The 21,013-nt window shown below is 60.6% G+C and carries 21 protein-coding genes; 10 read left to right on the forward strand and 11 right to left on the reverse strand.

Going from position 1 to position 21,013, the window contains the following annotated elements:
- Window positions 1–20: 20 nt before the first annotated feature.
- Together ACSQ9D_RS11135 and ACSQ9D_RS11140 are read right to left on the reverse strand one after the other, a co-directional pair.
- A complete protein-coding gene (locus tag ACSQ9D_RS11135) occupies window positions 21–422 on the reverse strand; it encodes a DUF488 domain-containing protein (protein ID WP_436282289.1) in 402 nt (133 codons plus the stop codon).
- Window positions 423–497: 75 nt separating this feature from the next.
- Window positions 498–1,025 carry a methyltransferase family protein gene (locus ACSQ9D_RS11140; RefSeq protein ID WP_436282290.1) on the reverse strand — a complete coding sequence of 176 codons (528 nt, stop codon included), beginning with the start codon at window positions 1,023–1,025 and terminating at the stop codon, window positions 498–500.
- Between the two features lie 357 nt (window positions 1,026–1,382).
- Between ACSQ9D_RS11140 and ACSQ9D_RS11145 the strand changes: the two genes are divergently transcribed.
- The 3 genes from ACSQ9D_RS11145 to pncA all read left to right on the forward strand — a co-directional run bounded on the left by ACSQ9D_RS11145 (window position 1,383) and on the right by pncA (window position 5,142).
- Window positions 1,383–2,855, forward strand: a complete 1,473-nt coding sequence (locus ACSQ9D_RS11145) for a diguanylate cyclase domain-containing protein (protein WP_436282291.1) — start codon at window positions 1,383–1,385, stop codon at window positions 2,853–2,855.
- Window positions 2,856–3,129: 274 nt separating this feature from the next.
- Window positions 3,130–4,410, forward strand: a complete 1,281-nt coding sequence (locus ACSQ9D_RS11150) for a sugar MFS transporter (RefSeq protein WP_436282292.1) — start codon at window positions 3,130–3,132, stop codon at window positions 4,408–4,410.
- A 105-nt stretch (window positions 4,411–4,515) separates the two neighbouring features.
- Window positions 4,516–5,142, forward strand: a complete 627-nt coding sequence (gene pncA, locus ACSQ9D_RS11155) for a bifunctional nicotinamidase/pyrazinamidase (protein ID WP_436282293.1) — start codon at window positions 4,516–4,518, stop codon at window positions 5,140–5,142.
- Here the strand turns inward: pncA and ACSQ9D_RS11160 are convergent, their stop codons facing one another.
- Window positions 5,143–5,391: a DUF2164 domain-containing protein gene (locus ACSQ9D_RS11160; RefSeq protein WP_436282294.1), complete on the reverse strand. Its 249-nt coding sequence runs from the start codon at window positions 5,389–5,391 to the stop codon at window positions 5,143–5,145.
- Between the two features lie 132 nt (window positions 5,392–5,523).
- Here ACSQ9D_RS11160 and ACSQ9D_RS11165 point away from each other — a divergent pair, with 132 nt between their 5' ends.
- Together ACSQ9D_RS11165 and ACSQ9D_RS11170 are read left to right on the forward strand one after the other, a co-directional pair.
- Window positions 5,524–6,240, forward strand: coding sequence for an AzlC family ABC transporter permease (locus tag ACSQ9D_RS11165; protein WP_047520376.1), 717 nt, complete (start codon window positions 5,524–5,526; stop codon window positions 6,238–6,240).
- Between the two features lie 2 nt (window positions 6,241–6,242).
- A complete protein-coding gene (locus ACSQ9D_RS11170; RefSeq protein WP_037119964.1) occupies window positions 6,243–6,551 on the forward strand; it encodes an AzlD domain-containing protein in 309 nt (102 codons plus the stop codon).
- A 30-nt stretch (window positions 6,552–6,581) separates the two neighbouring features.
- On the opposite strand, the gene ACSQ9D_RS11175 is transcribed toward ACSQ9D_RS11170, so the two are convergent.
- A complete protein-coding gene (locus tag ACSQ9D_RS11175) occupies window positions 6,582–8,417 on the reverse strand; it encodes an aminopeptidase P family protein (RefSeq protein WP_436282295.1) in 1,836 nt (611 codons plus the stop codon).
- 280 nt (window positions 8,418–8,697) lie between these two features.
- Between ACSQ9D_RS11175 and ACSQ9D_RS11180 the strand changes: the two genes are divergently transcribed.
- Window positions 8,698–8,871: a hypothetical protein gene (locus ACSQ9D_RS11180; protein ID WP_436282296.1), complete on the forward strand. Its 174-nt coding sequence runs from the start codon at window positions 8,698–8,700 to the stop codon at window positions 8,869–8,871.
- A 157-nt stretch (window positions 8,872–9,028) separates the two neighbouring features.
- Here the strand turns inward: ACSQ9D_RS11180 and ACSQ9D_RS11185 are convergent, their stop codons facing one another.
- From ACSQ9D_RS11185 to ACSQ9D_RS11195, 3 genes are read right to left on the reverse strand one after another with little or no spacing between them, the layout of a single operon-like run.
- A complete protein-coding gene (locus ACSQ9D_RS11185; RefSeq protein ID WP_436282297.1) occupies window positions 9,029–9,907 on the reverse strand; it encodes a 50S ribosomal protein L11 methyltransferase in 879 nt (292 codons plus the stop codon).
- 14 nt (window positions 9,908–9,921) lie between these two features.
- Window positions 9,922–11,049 carry an FAD-dependent oxidoreductase gene (locus ACSQ9D_RS11190; protein WP_436282298.1) on the reverse strand — a complete coding sequence of 376 codons (1,128 nt, stop codon included), beginning with the start codon at window positions 11,047–11,049 and terminating at the stop codon, window positions 9,922–9,924.
- Window positions 11,050–11,053: 4 nt separating this feature from the next.
- On the reverse strand, window positions 11,054–11,656 hold the full coding sequence (locus ACSQ9D_RS11195) for an SCO family protein (protein WP_037120144.1): 603 nt from the start codon (window positions 11,654–11,656) through the stop codon (window positions 11,054–11,056).
- Between the two features lie 353 nt (window positions 11,657–12,009).
- Here ACSQ9D_RS11195 and ACSQ9D_RS11200 point away from each other — a divergent pair, with 353 nt between their 5' ends.
- From ACSQ9D_RS11200 to ACSQ9D_RS11210, 3 genes are all read left to right on the forward strand, one after another.
- Entirely contained in the window at window positions 12,010–13,974 is a 1,965-nt protein-coding gene (locus ACSQ9D_RS11200; RefSeq protein ID WP_436282299.1) for a methyl-accepting chemotaxis protein, read from the forward strand.
- Between the two features lie 2 nt (window positions 13,975–13,976).
- The gene (locus ACSQ9D_RS11205) at window positions 13,977–14,444 is read left to right on the forward strand and encodes a chemotaxis protein CheW (protein WP_037119958.1); all 468 of its coding nucleotides are present in this window, start codon (window positions 13,977–13,979) and stop codon (window positions 14,442–14,444) included.
- Between the two features lie 229 nt (window positions 14,445–14,673).
- Window positions 14,674–15,084 carry a GFA family protein gene (locus ACSQ9D_RS11210; RefSeq protein WP_436282300.1) on the forward strand — a complete coding sequence of 137 codons (411 nt, stop codon included), beginning with the start codon at window positions 14,674–14,676 and terminating at the stop codon, window positions 15,082–15,084.
- A 12-nt stretch (window positions 15,085–15,096) separates the two neighbouring features.
- Here ACSQ9D_RS11210 and ACSQ9D_RS11215 read toward each other — a convergent pair whose 3' ends face one another.
- Complete coding sequence (locus ACSQ9D_RS11215; protein ID WP_436282301.1) at window positions 15,097–15,585, reverse strand: CreA family protein; 489 nt, start codon at window positions 15,583–15,585, stop codon at window positions 15,097–15,099.
- 62 nt (window positions 15,586–15,647) lie between these two features.
- A complete protein-coding gene (locus tag ACSQ9D_RS11220; protein WP_436282302.1) occupies window positions 15,648–16,238 on the reverse strand; it encodes a 3'-5' exonuclease in 591 nt (196 codons plus the stop codon).
- Between the two features lie 265 nt (window positions 16,239–16,503).
- On the opposite strand from ACSQ9D_RS11220, the gene ACSQ9D_RS11225 reads away from it, so the two are divergent.
- On the forward strand, window positions 16,504–17,025 hold the full coding sequence (locus ACSQ9D_RS11225) for a GNAT family N-acetyltransferase (protein ID WP_436282303.1): 522 nt from the start codon (window positions 16,504–16,506) through the stop codon (window positions 17,023–17,025).
- A 34-nt stretch (window positions 17,026–17,059) separates the two neighbouring features.
- Here ACSQ9D_RS11225 and ligA read toward each other — a convergent pair whose 3' ends face one another.
- Together ligA and recN are read right to left on the reverse strand one after the other, a co-directional pair.
- On the reverse strand, window positions 17,060–19,231 hold the full coding sequence (ligA, locus tag ACSQ9D_RS11230; RefSeq protein ID WP_436282304.1) for an NAD-dependent DNA ligase LigA: 2,172 nt from the start codon (window positions 19,229–19,231) through the stop codon (window positions 17,060–17,062).
- Between the two features lie 108 nt (window positions 19,232–19,339).
- The gene (gene recN / locus ACSQ9D_RS11235; protein WP_436282305.1) at window positions 19,340–21,013 is read right to left on the reverse strand and encodes a DNA repair protein RecN; all 1,674 of its coding nucleotides are present in this window, start codon (window positions 21,011–21,013) and stop codon (window positions 19,340–19,342) included.

The following is a 21,013-nucleotide window of genomic DNA, read 5'->3' on the forward strand; positions in this document are numbered from 1 at the left end:
GCCGCAATGCTGCGCGGGCGCTAGGCGCAGGCTTCCGCCGCAAACGTTGCATCCCGCTCTTCAAGCAGGCGCCGCAACACGCTTCGATGGCATCTGCTTTCATTCTCGCAGTAACAGCCGATTGAAAAATGGCTGGCATGTGAAAGGGTGGCCAACAGGTCGAGCACGTGGCTCGCCTCCGGCACTTTCATTTCCTTCCTGAAGCTGCGCACAAATGCCGCCCATTCGGCGTCCGTGGTCGCCGCCTTCGCTTCGGTCACGAGGGCCTGGCTCGGCGAAAGGATCGGCAGCCAGACGTCATAATAGTTGCGGCTGGAAAATTCCTCCTTCGGCACACCCCGCGGCGGTCGGCGGACGGTGCCGATGCGCACCCCCTCACCGACAGCCCGCGCCGAACCTAATTGAACGACACTGATAGCCACTGCGCCCTCCATCAACTTGTTGCGACAACTATCGCAATCGCTGCCTCCTCACCAGCCTGCGCAGGATATCCTCGCCTACCAGAGGCCGGGGAAAAGACGCCATCTGACTTTCTCGCGGTAGTCGGCATAGCCGGGCAATTGCTTCACAAGGTGTTTTTCCTCATCGAGCAGCCGCGCGACGAGACCGCCAAGGACCGGGAGCACGACAAGCACGCCCCAATAGGAGCCCAGCGCCAGGGGCACGCCGAGGAACATCGGCAACACTGAGGCATACATGGGATGGCGCACCATACCGTAGAGCTCTGTCGAGATCACCCGCTGCTCTTCCGTTACGCGCACCGTTGCCGCGGCGAAGGAATTCTGCCGGAAGACGAAGAAGCACCCGACGAAGCCGAGGGCGATCAATACATTGCCGAGAAGCACGACAGCGACAGGAATGGTGCCCGACCAACCAAACCTGGAATCGAGCGCCGAGACAACGAAAAGCGCTATGATTGCGATACTGTTGAAGATGGCTCCCGCTCCGCAGCAGGTCCGACGCTCAAACGCTGCCGGACCAACGCCGGGTCGCGCTTGACAAAATACGCCGTGAGGGCTGCGCACCAGCCGCAGAAATTCGCGAGTAACAGCCAGCCTTGCCAGTAGGACATGGATCCCGCAGCAAGGAAGATCATCACCAGCATGACGAGGCAGAACTTGACCGTCGCCACCGTCGCCTGCCGCCCAATACTCTGAACGCTACTCACCATTGTCGCTCTTTCGCGCCTTCGAAGCCGCGACCTCATCTGAAAGGAGATTGGTCGGGTCGTGCGGGCGTCAATGGCTCCTCGCATAAGAGCGGTCAGCCTCGCGGCGGGCCACCAACAACGCCGCGTCAAGCGACGGTTAACGAATCACTCCTAAAGATCGATCAAATAGTGCTGTGCCTCCACAGGTAACGCCAAAATCGAAAGTCCTGTCATGAGCGATTCCGATATCTTCGATCTGTCACCAATCGCGATGTGGATCGAGGATTTCAGCGGCGTCAAGGCACAATTCGATCGCTGGCGCGCCGAAGGCGTCATCGACATTCGGGCCCATTTGAAAGAGGACACAACACGTGTCGCGTCCTGCTCGCGGCTGATCCGCGTTCTGCGCGTCAACCGCAAGACATTGGAACTCTTCGAGGCCAACGACCTCGACCACCTCGTCGCGAACCTCGGTTCCGTGTTTCGCGATGAGATGCTCGAAAGCCACGTCAACGAATTGGCCGAACTCTGGGAGGGCAAGACAGAGTTCACCAGCAGCGCCGTCAACTACACGCTGTCCGGACGCCGGCTCGATATCCAGCTGCGCGGCTGCGTGCTGCCGGGCCACGAGCAGTCGCTGGCGCAGGTGATGCTGACGACGGAAGATGTCACCGCGCGCGAGGAAGCGCGGCGCAAGGAGCGCGAAAACCGCCGCTACGCCGAAGGCATTTTCGAGCATTCGCCGGTCTCCCTCTGGGTTGAGGATTTCAGCCAGATCAAACTGCTGCTGGAGAATGTCGGCGATCGCGGCATCGACGATTTCAGGGTCTTCACCGATGTCCATCCTGAGTTCGTGCGTCAGTGCATGAGCGAAATCCGGGTCATCGACGTTAATCAGGCGACCCTCGATCTGTTCTGCGCGCCCGACCGTCACACACTTCTGCAACGCATCGGCGAAGTCTTTCGGGACGATATGGAAAAACACTTCCGCGAACAGCTGATCGAACTGTGGAACGGCAGGCTTTTCCACCAGCGCGAGGTCATCAACTACGCGCTTGACGGCTCGGAGCGCTACGTCCTAATGCAATTCTCCGTCCTTCCCGGTCACGAAGCCGACTGGGCACTGGTGCAAGTGGCGCTCACAGACATCACCGCACGCAAGAAGGCAGAGGCCTATCTCGAATATCTCGGCAAGCACGACGTGTTGACCAAGCTCCGCAATCGCGCCTTCTATGTCGACGAATTAAACAGGCTCGAGCGCACGTCGCTGCGTCCGGTCTCTGCTGTCATCATCGATCTCAACGGCTTGAAGGAGGCAAATGACCAGCTCGGACATGATGCCGGCGATGCACTATTGCGCCGCCTTGGCGAGGTCTTGAACGGCGCCGCCGCACAACCCAATCATGCGGCCCGTATCGGCGGCGATGAATTTGCGGTGCTGATGCCCGGCGCCGACAAGCTGGCCGTCGCCACGATGGTCGAGACCATCGGCGAACTCCTCAAGATCAACAACCAGTTCTACTCCAATGCTCCGCTCAGCATTTCGCTCGGTGTCGCGACAAGCGAGCCCGGCGAAACGATGGAGTCGATGGTGCGGCGTGCCGATATTGCCATGTACACGCAGAAGCGCGCCTATCACGCCAGCCGCAAGGCAGACGAACAGGGCGTTGCGGCCACGAACGAAAAGTCCGCCTCTGCCGCCTGAACACTGCCAAGATCCAGCTCGCCCGCCCCGGCCTTCGGTGACACTGGCGTGAAATGAAGCCCCTAGATGCGTGTTCGCGATCGCGACGCACATATCGCGACGCACAATAAAAATCGATTGAATGCTACCAATTCTGTTTCAAACGGATATATGAAGCCTCGTGGCTTGCTGCATGCTTCCTCCCAAAGCGCCCTGCCGAGCCACCGCCGACCCGTCGTTTCGACGGCTTCAACGGAAAATTTCCGGCGCAAACAAGAACAAGAGGTACAAGACAGTGGCTGGTATCATCACCAACAATGCCGCGACGACACGCCCGGCATCGACTTCCCCAGCAGCGAATTTTCAGTTTGCCCTTGTGGCCCTGACATCGCTGTTCTTCATGTGGGGCTTCATCACCTGCCTGAACGACATTCTCATTCCGCACCTGAAGAACGTCTTCCAGCTGAACTACACGCAATCGATGCTGATCCAGCTCTGCTTCTTCGGCGCGTACTTTATCGTCTCCCTGCCGGCCGGCGCGCTCGTCAAGCGTATCAGCTACAAGTGGGGCATTGTAGCGGGCCTACTCATCTCGGCCATCGGCTGCGCGCTCTTCATTCCGGCGGCGAGTTACCGTGTCTACGCACTCTTCCTTTGCGCCTTATTCGTGCTGGCAACCGGGATCACCTTGTTGCAGGTGGCAGCGAACCCCTATGTCACGGTGCTCGGCCCGCCCGACACCGCTGCAAGCCGCCTGACGCTGACACAGGCCTTCAACTCGCTCGGCACCACGCTTGCCCCGATGTTCGGCGCCTTCCTGATCCTGTCCGCCACGACGGCCGCCGTCGCCGGCGCGACGCCCGAACAGCTGGATGCTCTGAGACTGGCAGAAGCCGGCGCCGTGCAGCTTCCCTACATGATGCTGACTGTCGCCTTCCTGTTGCTGGCGGCGCTCTTTGCAGCCCTGAAGCTGCCGCACGTCGAAGGCGCCGAAGACATCGAGCCGATTAGCGGTGGCGGCTCGGCCTGGCAGTATCGCCATCTGGTGCTCGGCGCGGTCGGCATCTTCCTCTATGTCGGCGCAGAGGTGAGTATCGGCAGCTTCCTCGTCAACTTCATGAGCCAGCCGGACATTGCCGGCTTTTCGGAAGCCGAGGCCGCTCATCACGTGTCCTACTTCTGGGGCGGTGCGATGATCGGCCGCTTCGTTGGCGCTGTCGTGATGCGCTACGTCAATGACGGCAAGGCATTGGCCTTCAATGCAGTCGCGGTGATCGTGTTGCTGCTGCTCACCGTCTTCTCTGGCGGTCATGTGGCCATGTGGTCCGTGCTGTCAATCGGCCTCTTCAATTCGATCATGTTCCCGACAATCTTCAGCCTTTCGCTGTACGGTCTCGGAAAATATACGAGTCAGGGCTCCGGAATCCTTTGCCTGGCCATCGTCGGCGGCGCGCTGCTGCCGCTGGTTCAGGGCGCCCTTGCCGACACCGTCGGCATACATCTCGCCTTCCTAATGCCGGTTCTGTGCTATGCTTACATCGCCTTTTATGGGCTGAAGGGGCACCGGCCAACCTGACCTTTTCAAGGCCCGCTTCGCCGCCCCTGCGGCGAAGCGTCTTGGCGCTTGCGCCATCCCTCGGCCCTTGGCATGGTGCAGTGCAAAATCGAGGGAGTCGCACCGATGAACGCCTTGCTTCTAGTCGATATTCAGAATGGCTTTTGCCCGGGCGGCAACCTCGCTGTACCGGACGGCGACGACGTGGTTCCCATCGCAAATCGGCTGATCGAGAGCGGCAAATACGACCTGATCATCGCCTCCCAGGACTGGCATCCGCCCGGCCACGGCAGTTTCGCCTCCTCTCATCCCGGCAAGAAGCCATTCGAAGTCGGCACACTTTCCGGCAAGCCGCAGATGATGTGGCCGGATCATTGCATCCAGGGTACGACCGACGCGGAACTGCATCCAGACCTCAAGATCGGGAAGATCGATCTGATCCTGCAGAAGGGTGAGAATCGCAACGTCGACAGCTACTCCGCCTTTCGCGACAACGATCAGGACGCGCTGACAGGGCTCGCCGATTTTCTCGAAGGCCAGGACGTCACGGAACTCGATGTTTGCGGTCTCGCAACCGATTATTGCGTGAAGTTCTCGGCATTGGACGCGATCGAGATGATGCCGGGCGTGCGGGTTCGCTTTGTCGAAGATGCCAGCCGCGGTATAACGCCCGAAAGCGTCACGGCTGCGATCGAGGAGATGCGCGAGCATGGCATCGACATCGTCACCAGCCGGCAAGTTCTGGAAGGCTGATCACTCCGTCGCGTTCCGCTGCAACTGATAGACGTCCTCGGAAAAGTCATCTATGCGTCTGGCGAGGGCGGTCTGCGCGTCTTCAAGCCCCTTCTTGTAATAGGCGGCGCCAACTTCCTTCGCAAAGAATTCGAGAACGAACTCCGCTTTGAGGAGGCCGATCGGCTGGTCCAGCTCGCTGTCGAAGTAATGCTGGATCCGTGCAATGAGCTCGGCCTTGTCTTCCTTCGAAAATTCGATCTGATTCATGTTCTCTCCCCGAACGGCAATCGGTCACGAGTGCATCGTTCAGCGAAATCGATCGTTCAATCAAGGAAATTTGCTTGCGGCAGATACAGCCCCTCCTTAGACGAGGGCAAAATTCCAGAAGGATTGTCGCCGATGAGTCGCGCTGATTTTTTCGACGGTTTGCGCGGTGGTTCGGCCGTTGCGCTGGCCTCGGCCCCGTTCGGGGCTTTGTTCGGAGCACTGGCGGTCGATAACGGCATGTCGCTTGCAGAAGTGACCTTCATGAGTGCCACGGTCTATGCGGGCGCGAGCCAGATGGTCGGCATCGAGCTCTTTGGTCATAACGTCCAGGCGTGGCTGATCGTCGCCTCCATCCTGGCTGTCAACTTTCGCCATGTCCTCTATTCGGCGGCAATCGCGCCTTACATCAAACACTTCTCTCCGATCCAGAAGTTCTTCACCTTTTTCCTGCTGGTCGATCCCCAGTTTGCAGAAACGGCAAAACGCGGCGAATCAGGCAAGCCAGTCACCTTTGTCTGGTATCTCGGCTTTGGCATCATCATCTACATACCCTGGGTCTTGGTCAGCCTGCTCGGCGGCCTGCTCGGCAGCTTGATCGGCGACCCGAAATCGATCGGACTGGACATCCTGCTGCCGGCCTATTTTCTCGGTATCGTCCTCGATTTCCGTCATCGCGACAATTTTCTGCCGGTTGCCGCCGTCAGCGCGGTCGCCTCTGTTATCGCCTATCATTATGTCGGTTCGCCTTGGCACGTCAGCCTGGGTGCCGCGGCGGGCATCATCCTTGCCGCCCTGTTCCCGCCCCCGCCTCGTGAACAGGAACTCGAATCCGATCTTCACGAGGTATAACGATGGCCTTCGATCTTCATATGGCACTCGTGATCGTCGCTGCGGCGGTTGCAACCTACGCGACCCGCATCGGCGGCTATATCCTCATCACCACGATGAAGCGCATTCCGCCGCGCATGGAGGCCGCGCTTGCCGCAGTCCCTGCCGCGGTCTTGACGACGCTTGTCGCGCCGGCCTTCTTCACCGGCGGCTGGGATTCGAAACTGGCCCTGCTCGTCGCGCTCCTCGTCGGCTTGCGGGTCTCGCACACCTGGATGCTGATTGCCGCCTGGCTCGTCGTCATGGGCTGGCGTCACACGATCGGCATGTGACGCCACCGGCGGCGAGCAAGGCCGCCTCGCTTAATATTCCAGCGGCAGCGTCGCATTTTCCAGCCAAGCCTTGACGTCGTGGTCGTGGATCAGCGGCATCAGCGCGTCGCGGGTGCGCTCATGATAGCCGTTGAACCAACGCAACTCGTCATGCGTGAGAAGTTCGGGAATGACCAGACTGCGGTCGATTGGGCAGAAGGTCAGCGTCTCGAAGCCCAGCATAGGCATGTCGCCGCCGTCGATCGCCTCGGCCTCGCGCACATAGATCAGGTTCTCGATACGGATACCGAAGGCGCCGGGGCGGTAGTAGCCCGGTTCGTTCGAAAGGATCATCCCGGGCAGCAGCTCCTGCATTGAAAGCCTCGAGATACGCTGCGGACCTTCATGCACCGAAAGATAGGAGCCGACGCCATGGCCGGTGCCATGGGCGAAGTCGACGCCGGCCCGCCAGAGCGCAATGCGGGCGAGCGGATCGAGATCGCAGCCACGCGTGCCCTTGGGAAAACGTGCGGTGCTGATCTGGATCATCCCCTTCAGCACCAGCGTGAAGAAGCGTTTGTGCTCCTCGCTGACAGCGCCGATACCAACGGTACGGGTAATGTCGGTCGTACCGTTGATGTACTGGGCGCCGGAATCGATCAGGAAGAGCTCGCCGGCTTCCAGGTTGCGGTTCGTTTCTGTCGTCACACGATAGTGCATGATTGCGGCATGTTCGCCGGCGCCGGAGATCGTATCGAAGGAAATGTCCTTCAACGGGTTCTGCATGCTTTCGCCGACGCGGCCGCGCACTGCTTCCAGCTTTTGCGCCATTTCGATCTCGGTCACGGTCCCGGGCTTCGTCTGCGAGAGCCAGTAGAGAAACTCGACCATCGCCGCTCCATCCTGGAGGTGCGCGGCCGCGGAGCCGTTGATCTCGACGTTGTTCTTGACCGCCCGCGGCAGTTTGGCAGGATCGTTGCCCTCTGCGACCTCACCGCCTGCCTTGCGAATGATCTCCGCCAGGGCATATGAGGTCAGGTCCGGATCGACCAGAACTTTACCGCCATCCTTCCCGACAGCCGCGAGCTTCTTGTCGAGTTCCGAGGGCGGAAGCTGTACGCACATCTGCGCTAGGTAGGCTTCGGCCTCGATGCCGGTCTTGCGCTTGTCGAGGAAGAGATCGGCGTTGCCGTCGGCATAGATGATTGCTCGCGCCAGCGGGTGCGGCGTGTGCGGCACATCGGCACCGCGAATATTGAAGATCCAGGCGACCGAAGACGGATCCGCAATCAGCGCCGCCTTGAGATTCTTCTTTGCAAGATCGGCGCTGATGGTTGCTATCTTCTCCGTCGCGAGCACGCCCGCCTGGCCGATGTTCTGGATCATCACCTGCCCCAGCGGCTCCGGCGGCCGGTCGCTCCAGAGCTTGTCCAGAGGATTGTGGGGCAGGACAACGAGCGAACCGCCAATCTCGGCAAGCGCCTTTTCAAGCCGCCTCACCTCTGCTCCCGAATGGAGCCAGGGATCGATGCCGACACGCAAGCCCCTGGAGCCGTTCTTGGCAAGCCAGGCATGAGGCGGCTCGTTCACAAGATCTCCACCCGTGAAGACGGAGTTGTCCACTTGTTCGCCAAGTTGTGTCACGTAGCGCCCGTCCACGAAGACGATCGCCTCGGATCGCGTTACCAGCGCGACGCCCGCCGACCCTGTGAAGCCCGTCAACCACGACAAGCGCTCCGAGCAAGCCGGCACATATTCGCCGTTGAACTCGTCGGCGCGTGGCACAAGAAAGGCGTCGATATCAAGCGCGTCAAAACTTGCGCGCAAGGCCGAGACGCGATCGCGGCCGAATTGTGGCGTCGAGGTGACTTCGAAAGACTGGAACATGCTCAATAACCCGGTTTCTTGGACGAATCCGCTGCGAAAGGATTCGTCTATGTTATCGGAATCTCAGACGAATACGAGAAATTCGCGACGTGGCGCGTGAGCGAAAGCGGCGCAATAATCCGGCGGAAATGAGGCGCCTCTTCGCAAATTGGCACGCTTTATGCATTCCACGCATGGCTCCCATGAACGAAACCCTCTCCCTCGACTTTTCTAAATCGCTATATAGGCGCCATCAGACTGGTTCGAGACGAACCTGAAACGAAACAAAAGGAATTTTGATATGACTGCCCCTCTGTCGCGCTTCGCTTACAGCAGCCCGGTGCAGGCTGGCGAACGCCAGACTGTGCGTCACGTCATCGGCTCACGCCGTCCGCTGAATGAGGACACCCTCAATCTGCTGGGCGCCGGCCAGAAGGTTACGCGCCGCCAGGTTGCAACCAGCTACGTGTTCTGAGCAACTCGCCGCTCCGTTCTCCTCCTCCCTCATCGGACCGGCGATCAGAACCAGTAGAGCCCGCTCGAGCGCTCCTCCTCCTTCGAGCTCGCGGGCATTGACCGGGAAACTGGTCCGAAGGCGGTGCCATTGGCACCGCCTTTTCTTTTGTCTCGCCTCAAGGACGATCGAGATGGATCGTCACCCAGCCATTGCGCCAGATCGTCCGGACGTGCCGCAAATGCGCACCGTTATAGGCGGCCAGCACCTTCCAGCGCTGCGCTGCCAGAATACCGGAGAGAATGACCGAACCGCCTGGCGCCAAATGGTTCACGAGCTGCGGTGCCATCTTGATCAGGGGGCGCGCCAAGATGTTGGCGATGATCAGATCGAAGGGGCCATGCGCGACAAAGGCGGTGGAGTGAAACCCCGGCGCCGTCTCGGTGGCGATGCCCGACGCGATGCCGTTGCGCCGAACGTTCTCGGCAGCGACCCGCGTCGCGATCGGGTCAATGTCCGTTGCTAGAACAGGAATATTCCTAAGCTTCCTGACGGCAATCGCCAGAACGCCGCTACCGGTCCCGAGGTCGAGCGCATTCCGCACCCGGCGGGAGCGCAAGACACCGTCGATCGTCTCCAGGCAGCCTGCCGTCGTGCCATGATGACCGGTACCGAAAGCCTGGCCGGCATCGATCTCGATCGCAATGTCGCCCGACCGCACCTTGTCGCGGTCGTGCGATCCGTGGACGAGAAAGCGCCCCGCCCGAACCGGCTTTAGCCCTTCAAGCGACTTCGCCACCCAATCGACATCGGGAATCACTTCGCGCTCGACTTTGGCCTCGGGAAAGCTCACCTTCAGCGCTTCCTCGACGCGCGCGCGAACCTGCAGTTCGTCTTCGCGCATCATGTAGACCGAGGCTTCCCAAATATCCTTCTTCTCATCGATCTCAGTGGTCGCGATTGCGAAGTCTTCTTCGCCGAAGACATCGGAAAGCAGGTCCAGAATCTCTCCTGCCTGCACTTCGGTCGTCGTCACATAAAGGCGTATTTCACTCACAAGCGGTCTTTCTTCTATAGCGCGCCATCGATCCAGGGCGGCGACTGCGTATCATATCCGGAAACGCCGTGAAGCAATTTTTGTCGGAATGCAGGTATTCGCAACAGTAAGGGGACGGCAAGATTGCGGATCGCGATCGCCACCGGATGCTTCATGGTAATAAGCGATGTCAGCTGATGGGTCTGCTTCAACACCGTCTTCACCGCCGGCATCCTGAGACCCGCATATTCACGCTCCCGCCCTTCCGAGATGAGCCAGGCCAACCAGCACGCGTCCTCGATGCCAAGGTTCATGCCGCGCGCACCGGCCGGCGAATGAATATGCGCTGCGTCGCCGGCAAGAAACACGTTGCCCCTTGCCATCCTGGCGACGTGGCGGAAATGAATGCGGAAATCGGACGCCCAGACGCGCTCGGCGACCGGCGCGGGATGTTGGATTCGACTCTCGAAATCGGGAAGCGTTGAGATGTAGCGCAGCACATCGCGCGTGACAGGCAGACGCCCGATCATGCCTGGATCGAACAGGCTGATCTCGGCAAAGCCGGGATCGATCGGCACGGCATAACGAAAGTCCGCCAGATAGAAGCTGCTCTCCAGCGCCTGCCCGGGAAAGCCGATGCCGACAGCCCTGCGCACCGCCGAATGGGCACCGTCGGCAGCGACCACGATATCGAAATCCGCCGCTTCGACCGATCCATCTGCCTTCCGTAGCGTTACTCGCGGCTTCGACAGATCCCCGGAGACTGTCTCCACCGCGGTTTGCCACTCCGGAGCAACCTCATAGTCGGAAAGCTTGCCCAGCAGCAGCCGCTCGGTATGCCCCTGTGCCAGCGCGTGGATTGCGCTGTAGGGGCCGGGAACCCTCGTTGTGTCGATGTCGGCAAGCAGTCTGCCCCCGGAGACGATGCGGAAGTGCGCAATCCGCTGCGCCTCCTGCAGGATCGTGTCCGTCACGCGCGAGGGCGAAAGAAGCGTCAGCGTTCTGGCATTGATGCCCAGCGCACGGCTTTCCGTCAGCGGCACGGGCCCGGCGTCGCTGTCAACGATACGCGGAAGGAACCCACGTCGGGCAAGTTCGAGGGCAGCAGCCAGGCCCGTCGCGCCGGCCCCGGCGATCAAGATGCTGCGATGCCCTGACGCCATGCCGTCATCCCTTGCTGACGAGGTTCTCCAGTTTCTTTACAGCCGTATCGGGATTTTCGCCATAGGCGATGGTACCGGAGAACCGCCCTGCCGAATCGAGCAGGAAGACCGAGGCCGTGTGGTCCATCGTGTAGTCGCCGTTCGGATTGCTCTCGTCCACGGGAACCTTCTTGGCGTAGACGCGGTAACCCTTGATGACGTCGGCAACCTTGTCGGGAGCGCCGGTGATACCGACAATGCGCTTGGAGACATTGGAGACGTACTGGTTCATGACGTCAGGCGTATCGCGCTCCGGATCGACGGTGACGAAATAGGCCTGAAGCTTCTTGCCCTCCGGATCGACCTTCTCCAGCCAGCCATTCATTTCGAACAGCGTTGTCGGACATACTTCCGGGCAATGGGTAAAGCCAAAGAAGAGCGCCGTCGGCTTGCCGCGGAAGGCCTGCTCCGTGATTGGCTGGCCGTTCTGGGCGACAAGCGTGAATGGCACGCCGAACGGTCCCTCGGATACGGCCTCTTTTGTCTTGGTCACATTGAGCGTCAGCCAGCCGAGAATTCCGGCCATCACCAGCACAGCAACCCAGACCGCAATGCGGACAGTCTTCATCGATCGAACCTCTGAGATCGGGACCATTCCCGTTTCCGGGTGATATCGCCTCGTTCTTTTTGGTGCAATTCAACAAGATGTTTTCCAGGCGGCGACCGATTGCCCCACCAGCACACGGAAAAGGCGCAATCAAAATTGGAAACTCCAGTATTTACAAACACATATTCGACCAAACAAAGGCAACCTACAATCTTTGAGGGTTAGCAAATACTTAAAAATGCATATCTATATTTAGCAATGGATGGAACGGTCGCCGTTCTCGTGACATGACGTCTGCCTGGCATTTCAACCCCGGCTATCCGCGTGTGCGCAAGATACATGCCGCGTCTCATCGCGGAGGGGATGATCGTCACATGACTGATATGAAAGTGCGCAAGAGCCTCTCCGTTGGCCAGAGGCTGGCAACGCTGGCCGGTGCGGCATTCGTCGGCTTCGGCGCGATGCTTGGAGTCGGCTGGTACCAGAATTCGAGCGCCGACGCCGCCCTGAGGCACGCCAACGAGATCCAGGCTAGCGTCGACCACATCAACGAGTTGCGCACTGCAAATCTCACTCTAATTCTCGCCGCCATGGACACGATCGTCGATCGCGGCGGTCGCGCCGTGATGCCCGAACGCCTTCAACTAATGAACGAAGCAATCGGCGAGCTACAGAGCAGTTCCAAGGAAATGCACCGCCTCGGAGAAGAGCTAAACGCGGGAAGCCTGCTCTCCACGTATGATGCAGACGTGGCGACACTGGGAAAGAATATCGTCGGAGACTTGAAGGCTGCCGTCGAATCTGGGGCGCCTGACAGTGAATTCGACAAACTAGATGACGCCATCGACGGTGGCGGCGAAAAGGTGGGCGCGACACTGGATAAGTTCGCGCGCGAAGGCGGCGAATTCGCCAAGAGCAAAATCGACGAAGCCAATGCGATCTCGCAGCGAGCGATTCACATCCAGCTTGCACTTGGCATCGTCGCTATCCTGACCATGGCGATCCTGCAGTACATCCATGGCGGCTCAATTCGCCGCGGCATCGAGGGCGTACGCAAGAGCATGCAGGGGATCATGCGTGGCGATCTCAATAGCCACGTCCCCGCCACCGAGCGTGGCGATGAGATCGGCGACATGGCGCGCGCGGCGGAGAGCTTTCGCCTTGCCGCTATCGAGAAGCAGGAACTCCAGGCGCGAAGCGAAAGCGAGCGCCAGCAGAGCGATGCCGAGCGTCGCAGCCGCGAAGCGGCAAAACTGGCAGATGCCGAAGCGCTCAATAATGCAGTAAATGCGCTTGGCCAGGGCCTCACACGGCTCGCTGGCGGTGACGTGACGGTCACCATCGATCAGCCGTTCAACCCGGAACTGGAGCGCCTGCGCAGCGACTTCAATGAGACGACGGCAACGCTCCGCCAGACGATGGCCGGGATCTCCCAGAACGGCGCTTCCATCCAGGCAAACAGCCGGCAGATGCGCTCGGCTGCGGACGACCTCGCAAAACGCACGGAGCAGCAAGCGGCATCGCTCGAGGAGACCTCCGCAGCGCTCGATCAGATCACGGCAACGGTTCGCAGCGCCACCAGCCGCGCCGAAGACGTTGGCCACATGGTCGCCCATACCCGCCAGAACACCGCGAAATCAGACATCGTCGTCACCGATGCCATGGCGGCCATGGAGCGAATCGCAGCCGCCTCGCGCGAGATCGGAACGATCATCAACGTCATCGACGAGATCGCCTTCCAGACCAATCTCCTCGCCCTCAACGCCGGCGTCGAGGCCGCGCGTGCGGGCGAGGCCGGCAAAGGCTTTGCGGTCGTCGCGCAGGAAGTACGCGAACTCGCCGGTCGCGCAGCGGGTGCCGCCAAGGATATCAAGGCTTTGATCGGAAAATCCGGGGCTGAGGTGAAGGCTGGCGGTGAACTCGTGACCGCAGCCGGCGAAGCCTTGCGCCAGATCGGCGACGATGTTTTGCGCATCGACGAACACGTTAAGTCAATCGTAACCTCTGCACGCGAACAATCTACTGGATTGAACGAAATCAACACGGCCATCAGTCAGATGGACCAGGTCACGCAGAAAAACGCGGCCATGGTGGAAGAGACGAACGCTGCAAGCCACGCGCTCGCCACCGATGCCGACAGCCTGATCCACCTGATCCAGACGTTCAAGATCGGCGAGGGCATGAATGCCCGTTCCACGCCGCGGGAAGCCACCGCAGTCTCGCATCCGAAACCATCTCCCGCACGAAGCCTGATCGGCAAGGTCGCGGGCGCATTCAGCGGCGGGGCAACCGCCAGAGCCATGGCCGCACCGGCCGGAGACAACTGGGAAGAATTCTGATCATGAACAACACCGTCATTAACCAGACCGGATCGCATCTCGAGATCGTCTCGTTCCACCTCGGCGAGCAGGAATTCTGCATCGACATTATGGCGATCCGCGAAATCCGCGGCTGGGCGCCAGTGACCCCGATGCCGCACACGCCGCCGTACGTGCTTGGTCTCATCAACCTGCGCGGTGCGGTGATCCCGGTCATCGACATGGCCTGCCGCCTCGGCATGAAGATGACGGAACCGTCCGAGCGCTCCGCCATCATCGTCACCGACATTGCCGGCAAGCTGGTCGGCCTGTTGGTCGAACAGGTATCTGATATGATGACCATCAAGAGCGACGACCTGCAGCCAGCGCCTGAGATTATCCCGGAAGCACAGCGCGCCTTCTGCCGCGGCATCGTGGCTCTCGAAAAGACGATGGTCTGCTTCCTGAACCTCGACACCGTCATCGCCGACGAGCTGGCACAGGCCGCGTGATCAGACCAGCTGGGTTTCGCCGTTAGGCCTGGCCCCCCTGACAACACTTCCGAACCGCTTGCGACATTGCGTTGCAAGCGGTTTTTCTGTGCGGCCATTCTTACGGCCGTATTGCAGGCTATCTCTGGCGAACGCCACCTCCGTCATGCGGTCGTTGGACATAGCCTTGCAAACGAAGGGCGAAGGCAGGCGTTTGAACGTCGTTGGAAAAGGCAGTGGGATACGCAGGATGAGCAAAGCAAAGACCCGCCACACCGGAGGATGCGGCTGCGGCGCGATCCGCTATAGAATCGACGAGGCGCCCCTATCCAGCGGCATCTGCCATTGCCAGACATGCCGAAAGGTTGCTTCGGCTCCGACGCTGCCGTTCGTCACCTTTCCCGTGCGAACACTGGTGTACGAACAAGGAGCCCCGCGGGCTTTCGCCTCCTCGAAGGGCGTCGTGCGGACATTTTGCGGTTCATGTGGTTCCCCGCTCGGCTACCAGAATGATGCGGACCCCGGCTTGATCGACATCATGACCGTCAGCCTCGACGAGCCGGATGAGTATCACCCGACCTTTCACGTCTGGACATCCGAAAAGATGTCCTGGGATGTCATCTGCGATGACCTGCCGGCCCATCCCAAAAGCCGTACCTAACGAGCCGCGTTGCTATTGCGGCTTGCCGTTTTTCCACAAAACATTCTGGCCGTAGAGCGGGATGGTCGAGATCGCCATCTTGGCCGAGCCGTCGGTCAATTCGCGCGAATGCGCAAGATAGATCAACGTGTCGTTCTCTTTGTCGTAGATCCGGTTGACGACCAGCTTCTTCCAGATCAGCGACATGCCAGTCTTGAACACCTCGTCGCCGCCCTTCGACAGGTCGATGTCGCCGATCTCGATCGGCCCCGTCTGCCGGCAGGCTATGGAATTGTTCGAGGGATCCTCAAACCAGTTACCGTTCTTTACGCGGTCGATGACGCTACGGTCGAAATAGGTGACGTGGCAGGTCACGCCTTTCACCTGCGGGTCGGCCACCGCATCGATGATGATGTCGTTGCCGATCCAGTCAACCCCAACCTTGCCGACGACGTCGGCCGACGCCGTACCAGCGCTGATGAGTGACGCGGCGGCAAGCGCGATGTAGCTCTTTGTGGACATGACGGCTCCCTGATTGCATCAGCATCTAAGGTAAGCGCGCCAGGGGTCTTTACAAGAAGTTCTCACGGCTTCCTGCAGGTGCAGGCCTCATACCCGTTTGACGTCAGCCTGCCCGGCTTCATGCCGATCACAGCAGGGATGGCGTTGACGGCGGCGGCCCCGACGGCCTTTGCCATCGCGATCGCCGCATGCGCGCAGACGGCGGCATCTTCGGCTGCATTGTGATGCGCAAATCGAAGGCCGAGATGCTCGGCGATCATGTTGAGCCGGTGCGACAGGAAATGCGGCCAGATCCGCTGTGCCATCTTCAGGCTGCACAGATAGGTCAGTTCCGGATAAGACTGCCGATAGAGATCGAGGCAGGCACGCCAGACACTGAAATCGAAAGCCGCATTGTGCGCGATCATGGTCGCGCCTCGGAAATCGTCGTGGAACTCGTCCATCACCTCCGGAAACTCCGGCGCGTCCTCGACCTGCTCCGGCCGGATGCCGTGGATGGCGATGTTCATGCCGGAGAACCGCATCGCCTTCGGCCGGATGAGCCGCTCCTCGACGCGTGTGACCTTGCCGTCCTCGATCCATGCCAGCCCGACCGAGCAGGCGCTGCCGCGCTGTTCGTTGGCTGTTTCGAAATCAATGGCGATAGTCTTCAACAAGGCTTCCGATTCGATTGTATCGATCTGGCATAGCCTTCCTGCCCTGTCGGCGCAAACCCGGGCTGTTGACATCCGCAACCGGATTGCGAAACATGGCGGGCATGGACGGAACGATGGCCATAACGCTTGTGCTGACGACCACCACCCTTGCGGGGTTGGCGGGAGCGACGGTGCGTTAGAAGCAGTCCGCCCATCCCCGAAACCCTGCCGAGGCGAGCAGGGTTCTGGAACCGGCTCCCCTCGCAATGACAAGGAGAGTTGTATGCAGAACAATCCAAGCACCAGAAAAGCACCTGTCGGACTGTTGATCCGAGCCATCCGTCCGTCCGACACCGAGGCCTTGGCAGCGCTGGTCAATCTGCCGGGCTTTCGGGCGGGGACCTTGCGTCCGCCCTACCAGAGTATCGAAGAAACCCGCCGCCATGTCGAAAACAGCAATCCGGACGCGATGCGTCTGGTCGCAACCATCGACGGGCAAATCGTCGGCGACATCGGCATGACCCGCTTCCGCGGCCGTCGCAATCACGTCGCCAGCATCGGCATGGGTGTTCATGACGACTTTGCCGGCCGCGGTATCGGCAGCGCGCTGCTCGCCGCCGTCATCGACGCCGCGGACAACTGGCTGAACATTATGCGCCTGGAATTGACAGTCTACACCGACAACGAAGCTGCCGTCGCCCTCTACAGAAAGTTCGGTTTCGAAGAGGAAGGCATACTTCGTGCCTATGCCTTCCGGGCCGGCAGCTACGTCGATGCTTATGCGATGGCGCGCATCAAGCGGTAGAAGAAGGCTCTGAGATGAGCAGCAACCGACGCCCTCACCCGCCAATCAGCGCCAGCCACTCGTCCTCGTCCATCGTCTGGACACCGAGTTCGCGTGCCTTGTCGAGCTTCGAGCCGGCGCCCGGTCCCGCAACGACGATATCGGTCTTCTTCGACACCGAACCGGCGACCTTGGCGCCGAGGCTTTCGGCCCGCGCCTTGGCCTCGTCGCGCGAAAACTTTTCCAGCGAGCCGGTGAAAACGACGGTCTTGCCGGCGACAGGGCTGTCGGATGTCACCGCCTGTTCGGCGGGCAAAGGCCTCTTGTCGTCGAGTTCGTCGAGCAACGCCCCGATCACCTTGATATTACGCGGCTCCTTGTAGAATTCGACGATGGCGCGGGCGACAATCTCACCGATGCCTTCGATAGCGTTCAAGTCGTTCCAGGCATCGCCGGAAAGTGGGGCAGCCTCCTTCATCGCCGCCTCGAAGGCGTCATAGGTGCCATAGGAGCGCGCAAGCAGTTTCGCGGTCGTCTCGCCGACATGGCGTATGCCGAGCGCATAGATGAAGCGGTGGAGCGCGATAGCGCGGCGCTCGTTGATGGCCGCGTAGAGCTTGCCGACACTGACCTTGCCGAAGCCGTCGATATTTTCGAGCTTAGTCAGCGAATCCGCCTGTCGCTTCTCCAGCGTGAAGATATCGGGCGCGGTGCGGATCTGCAGCGCCCTGTCCTCATTATCGAAGAAGAAGTCGATTTGCTTGGAGCCCAGGCCCTCGATGTCGAAGGCGTTGCGCGAGACGAAATGCTTGAGATGCTCCGTCGCCTGCGCCGTGCAGATGAAGCCGCCGGTGCAGCGGGTGACCGAATCGAGCTTGCCGGTCTTCTCGTTCTTCTCACGCACCGCATGGCTGCCGCAGACCGGGCAAGTCTTCGGGAATTCGTAAGGCCTGGCATCGGCCGGACGCTTCTCCATGACGACGTCGAGCACCTGCGGGATAACATCTCCTGCCCGCTGCACGATGACCGTGTCACCGATCCGGATGTCGTGCCCCACTTCGCGAATACGTTCGCCCGAATTGCCGATGCCTTCAATATAATCGGCATTGTGCAGCGTCGCATTGGTAACAACGACTCCGCCGACAGTGATCGGCGTCAGGCGTGCGACCGGCGTCAGGGCGCCGGTGCGGCCAACCTGGATGTCGATATTTTCGACCGTCGTGAAGGCCTGCTCGGCCGGGAATTTATGTGCGGTCGCCCAACGCGGGCTTCGCGAGCGGAAGCCAAGACGCGCCTGCAGCTCAAGGCTGTCGACCTTGTAGACGACGCCGTCGATGTCGTAGTCGAGATCGGGCCGCTTCAGGCCGATCTCATCGTAGTGCGCCAGGATATCGGCGACCGAGTTCAGCCGCTTCATCAGCGGATTGACGGGAAAGCCCCATTCCTTGAACTTCTGCACCATGTCGAATTGCGTCTTCGGCAGATCGTTGGGCTCGGAAATCTCGCCCCAGGCGTAGGCGAAGAACTTTAGCTTGCGGCTCGCTGTCACTTTCGCATTGAGCTGTCGCAGCGAGCCAGCGGCGGTGTTGCGCGGATTGACGTAGGTCTGCTTGCCCGCCGCCTCCATCTGTTTGTTCAGCGCCAGGAAGTCGCTCTTGGCCATATAGACTTCGCCGCGTACCTCAACGACGGCCGGAACGCCCCCAGGCAACGCGTTCGGGATTTCCTTGATTGTGCGGATATTCGCGGTGACGTTTTCACCCGTCGTACCGTCGCCGCGAGTCGCTGCGTTTACAAGTTTGCCGTTCTCGTAGCGGATCGACATGGAGAGACCATCGATTTTCGGCTCTGCCGTAAAGGCGATCGACTGGTCCGGCAAGCGACCGAGGAAACGATAGACGCTGGCCACGAAGTCCTGCACGTCCTCCTGCGAGAAGGTATTGTCGAGCGACAGCATCGGCCGCGCATGCACGACCGGCGCGAATGTGACTGAAGGCGCGGAGCCGACACGCCGCGACGGGCTGTCTTCGCGGATCAGTTCCGGAAAGCGCGCCTCGATCGCGTCGTTGCGCCGCTTCAGCGCATCATACTCGGCATCCGAAATCGCCGGGCGATCGTCGCCGTGATAGAGCTCGTCATTGCGAGCGATCTCCTTCGCAAGCCGCTCGAGCTCGGCGGCGGCATCTTCGATCGTCAGGGCATCAACGGCTATGGTTTCGGTCGACATACGGCTCTCGCTCCACGGAATCTGGAGTCGTTTTAGAGCAAAATGTATGGATTGAAAGGGAGTGAGACGTCATCTCCGGCGCCTCTCCCCAATTCGGCGATTTCGAAATCAGCCGTTCCCGGCGAGCAGCCGGGCAGCAGCCGCCCTCGCCTCTTCCGTCACCGAGGCACCCGCCAGCATGCGCGCGATTTCTTCGGTACGGTCGTCGGGCGCCATCGTCGCGACGCGCGTCGCAATCTTCTCGGAGCCTTCGGCGGCCGGTCCCTTTGAGATCAGCAGATGCGTCGCCGCCCGTGCAGCAACCTGCGGCGCATGCGTAACCGAGAGGACCTGAACGCGGTCGGAAAGCCGCTTCAGCCGCTGACCGATCGCATCCGCAACCGCCCCGCCAACACCGGTATCTATTTCGTCGAAGACGAGCGTCGGTGCAGAGCCGCGATCGGCGAGCGCCACCTTCAGCGCGAGCAGGAAGCGCGAAAGCTCGCCGCCGGACGCCACCTTCATGATAGAGCCCGGGCGAGTGCCCGGATTGGTCTGAACGTGGAACTCGACAACGTCGATGCCCTCTGCTGTCGCATCCTCGCGATTGGTGGTGATCTCTACCATGAAACGTGCCCGCTCCAGCTTCAGTGCCGGCAGTTCTGCCATGACGGCGACAGCCAAAGCGTCTCCGGCGTGATGACGCTTATCGGAAAGCGTGCGTGCTGCTGCATCGTAGTTCGCCTTGGCAACACCAACCTCGGCTTCGAGCTTGGCAAGCCATTCCTCGCCGGCATCGAGATCGGCAAGATCGCTGATCATGCGAACGGCAAGCGCTGGCAGTTCGACCACCGGAACAGAGTACTTGCGCGAGGCGGCGCGCAAGGCAAACAGGCGCTCCTCCACACGCTCCAGCTCCTTTGGATCGTATTCCGTCTTTCGCAGTGCAGCCTCGACTTCCATCTGGGCGTTGGAGAGCTGGTCGAGCGCAGCGTCCAGAAGCGCAACCGTATCTTCCAGCAAGCCCGGAGCCTCGTGGGTCTTGCGCTCCAGCCGGCGCACGAGCGAGGCGATATGCGGCACGGGAGAAGCATTGCCGTTGAGGAACTCTGAAGCCTCGGCGATATCGCCTGCGATGCGCTCGGCCTTCATCATCTTTTGGCGGCGATCGGCGAGTTCGTCCTCCTCGCCATCCAGCGGCGAAAGCTTTTCCAGTTCCTCGACGGATGAGCGCAGATAGTCCGCCTCGCGCGTAGCATTCTCCACCTTCTCGCGCTGCTTCTTCAGCGTTCGCTCGGTATCGCGCCAGATGCGGTAAATGTTGGAAACGGTAGCAGCGTCTTCGTTCACGCCCGCGAAGGCGTCGAGCAGGATCCGGTGAGCGTGGGTGTCCACGAGCGCGCGATCATCATGCTGACCGTGAATCTCGACGAGCATCTGTCCGGCCTGGCGCATCAGCTGAACGCTGAGCGGCTGGTCGTTGACATAGGCCTTGGTGCGCCCGTCGGAGTTTTGGACACGGCGGAAGATGAGATCGCCATCATCATCGATACCGTTTTCGCGCAGCAGCTTGCGAGCGCCGTGATCCGGGCCGACGTCGAAGACAGCCGTCACCTGCCCCTTGTCTTCGCCGTGGCGAACAAGGCCTCCGTCTCCGCGGCCCCCAAGGGCGAGCGACAGGCTATCGAGCAGGATGGATTTGCCAGCACCGGTCTCACCGGTCAGCACCGAGAGGCCGGTCTCGAAAGCGAGATCCAGCCGCTCGATCAGGACGATATCGCGGATCGAAAGCTGGATCAGCAT

The organism is Rhizobium sp. LjRoot258 (assembly GCF_964254185.1).
GTDB lineage: Bacteria > Pseudomonadota > Alphaproteobacteria > Rhizobiales > Rhizobiaceae > Rhizobium.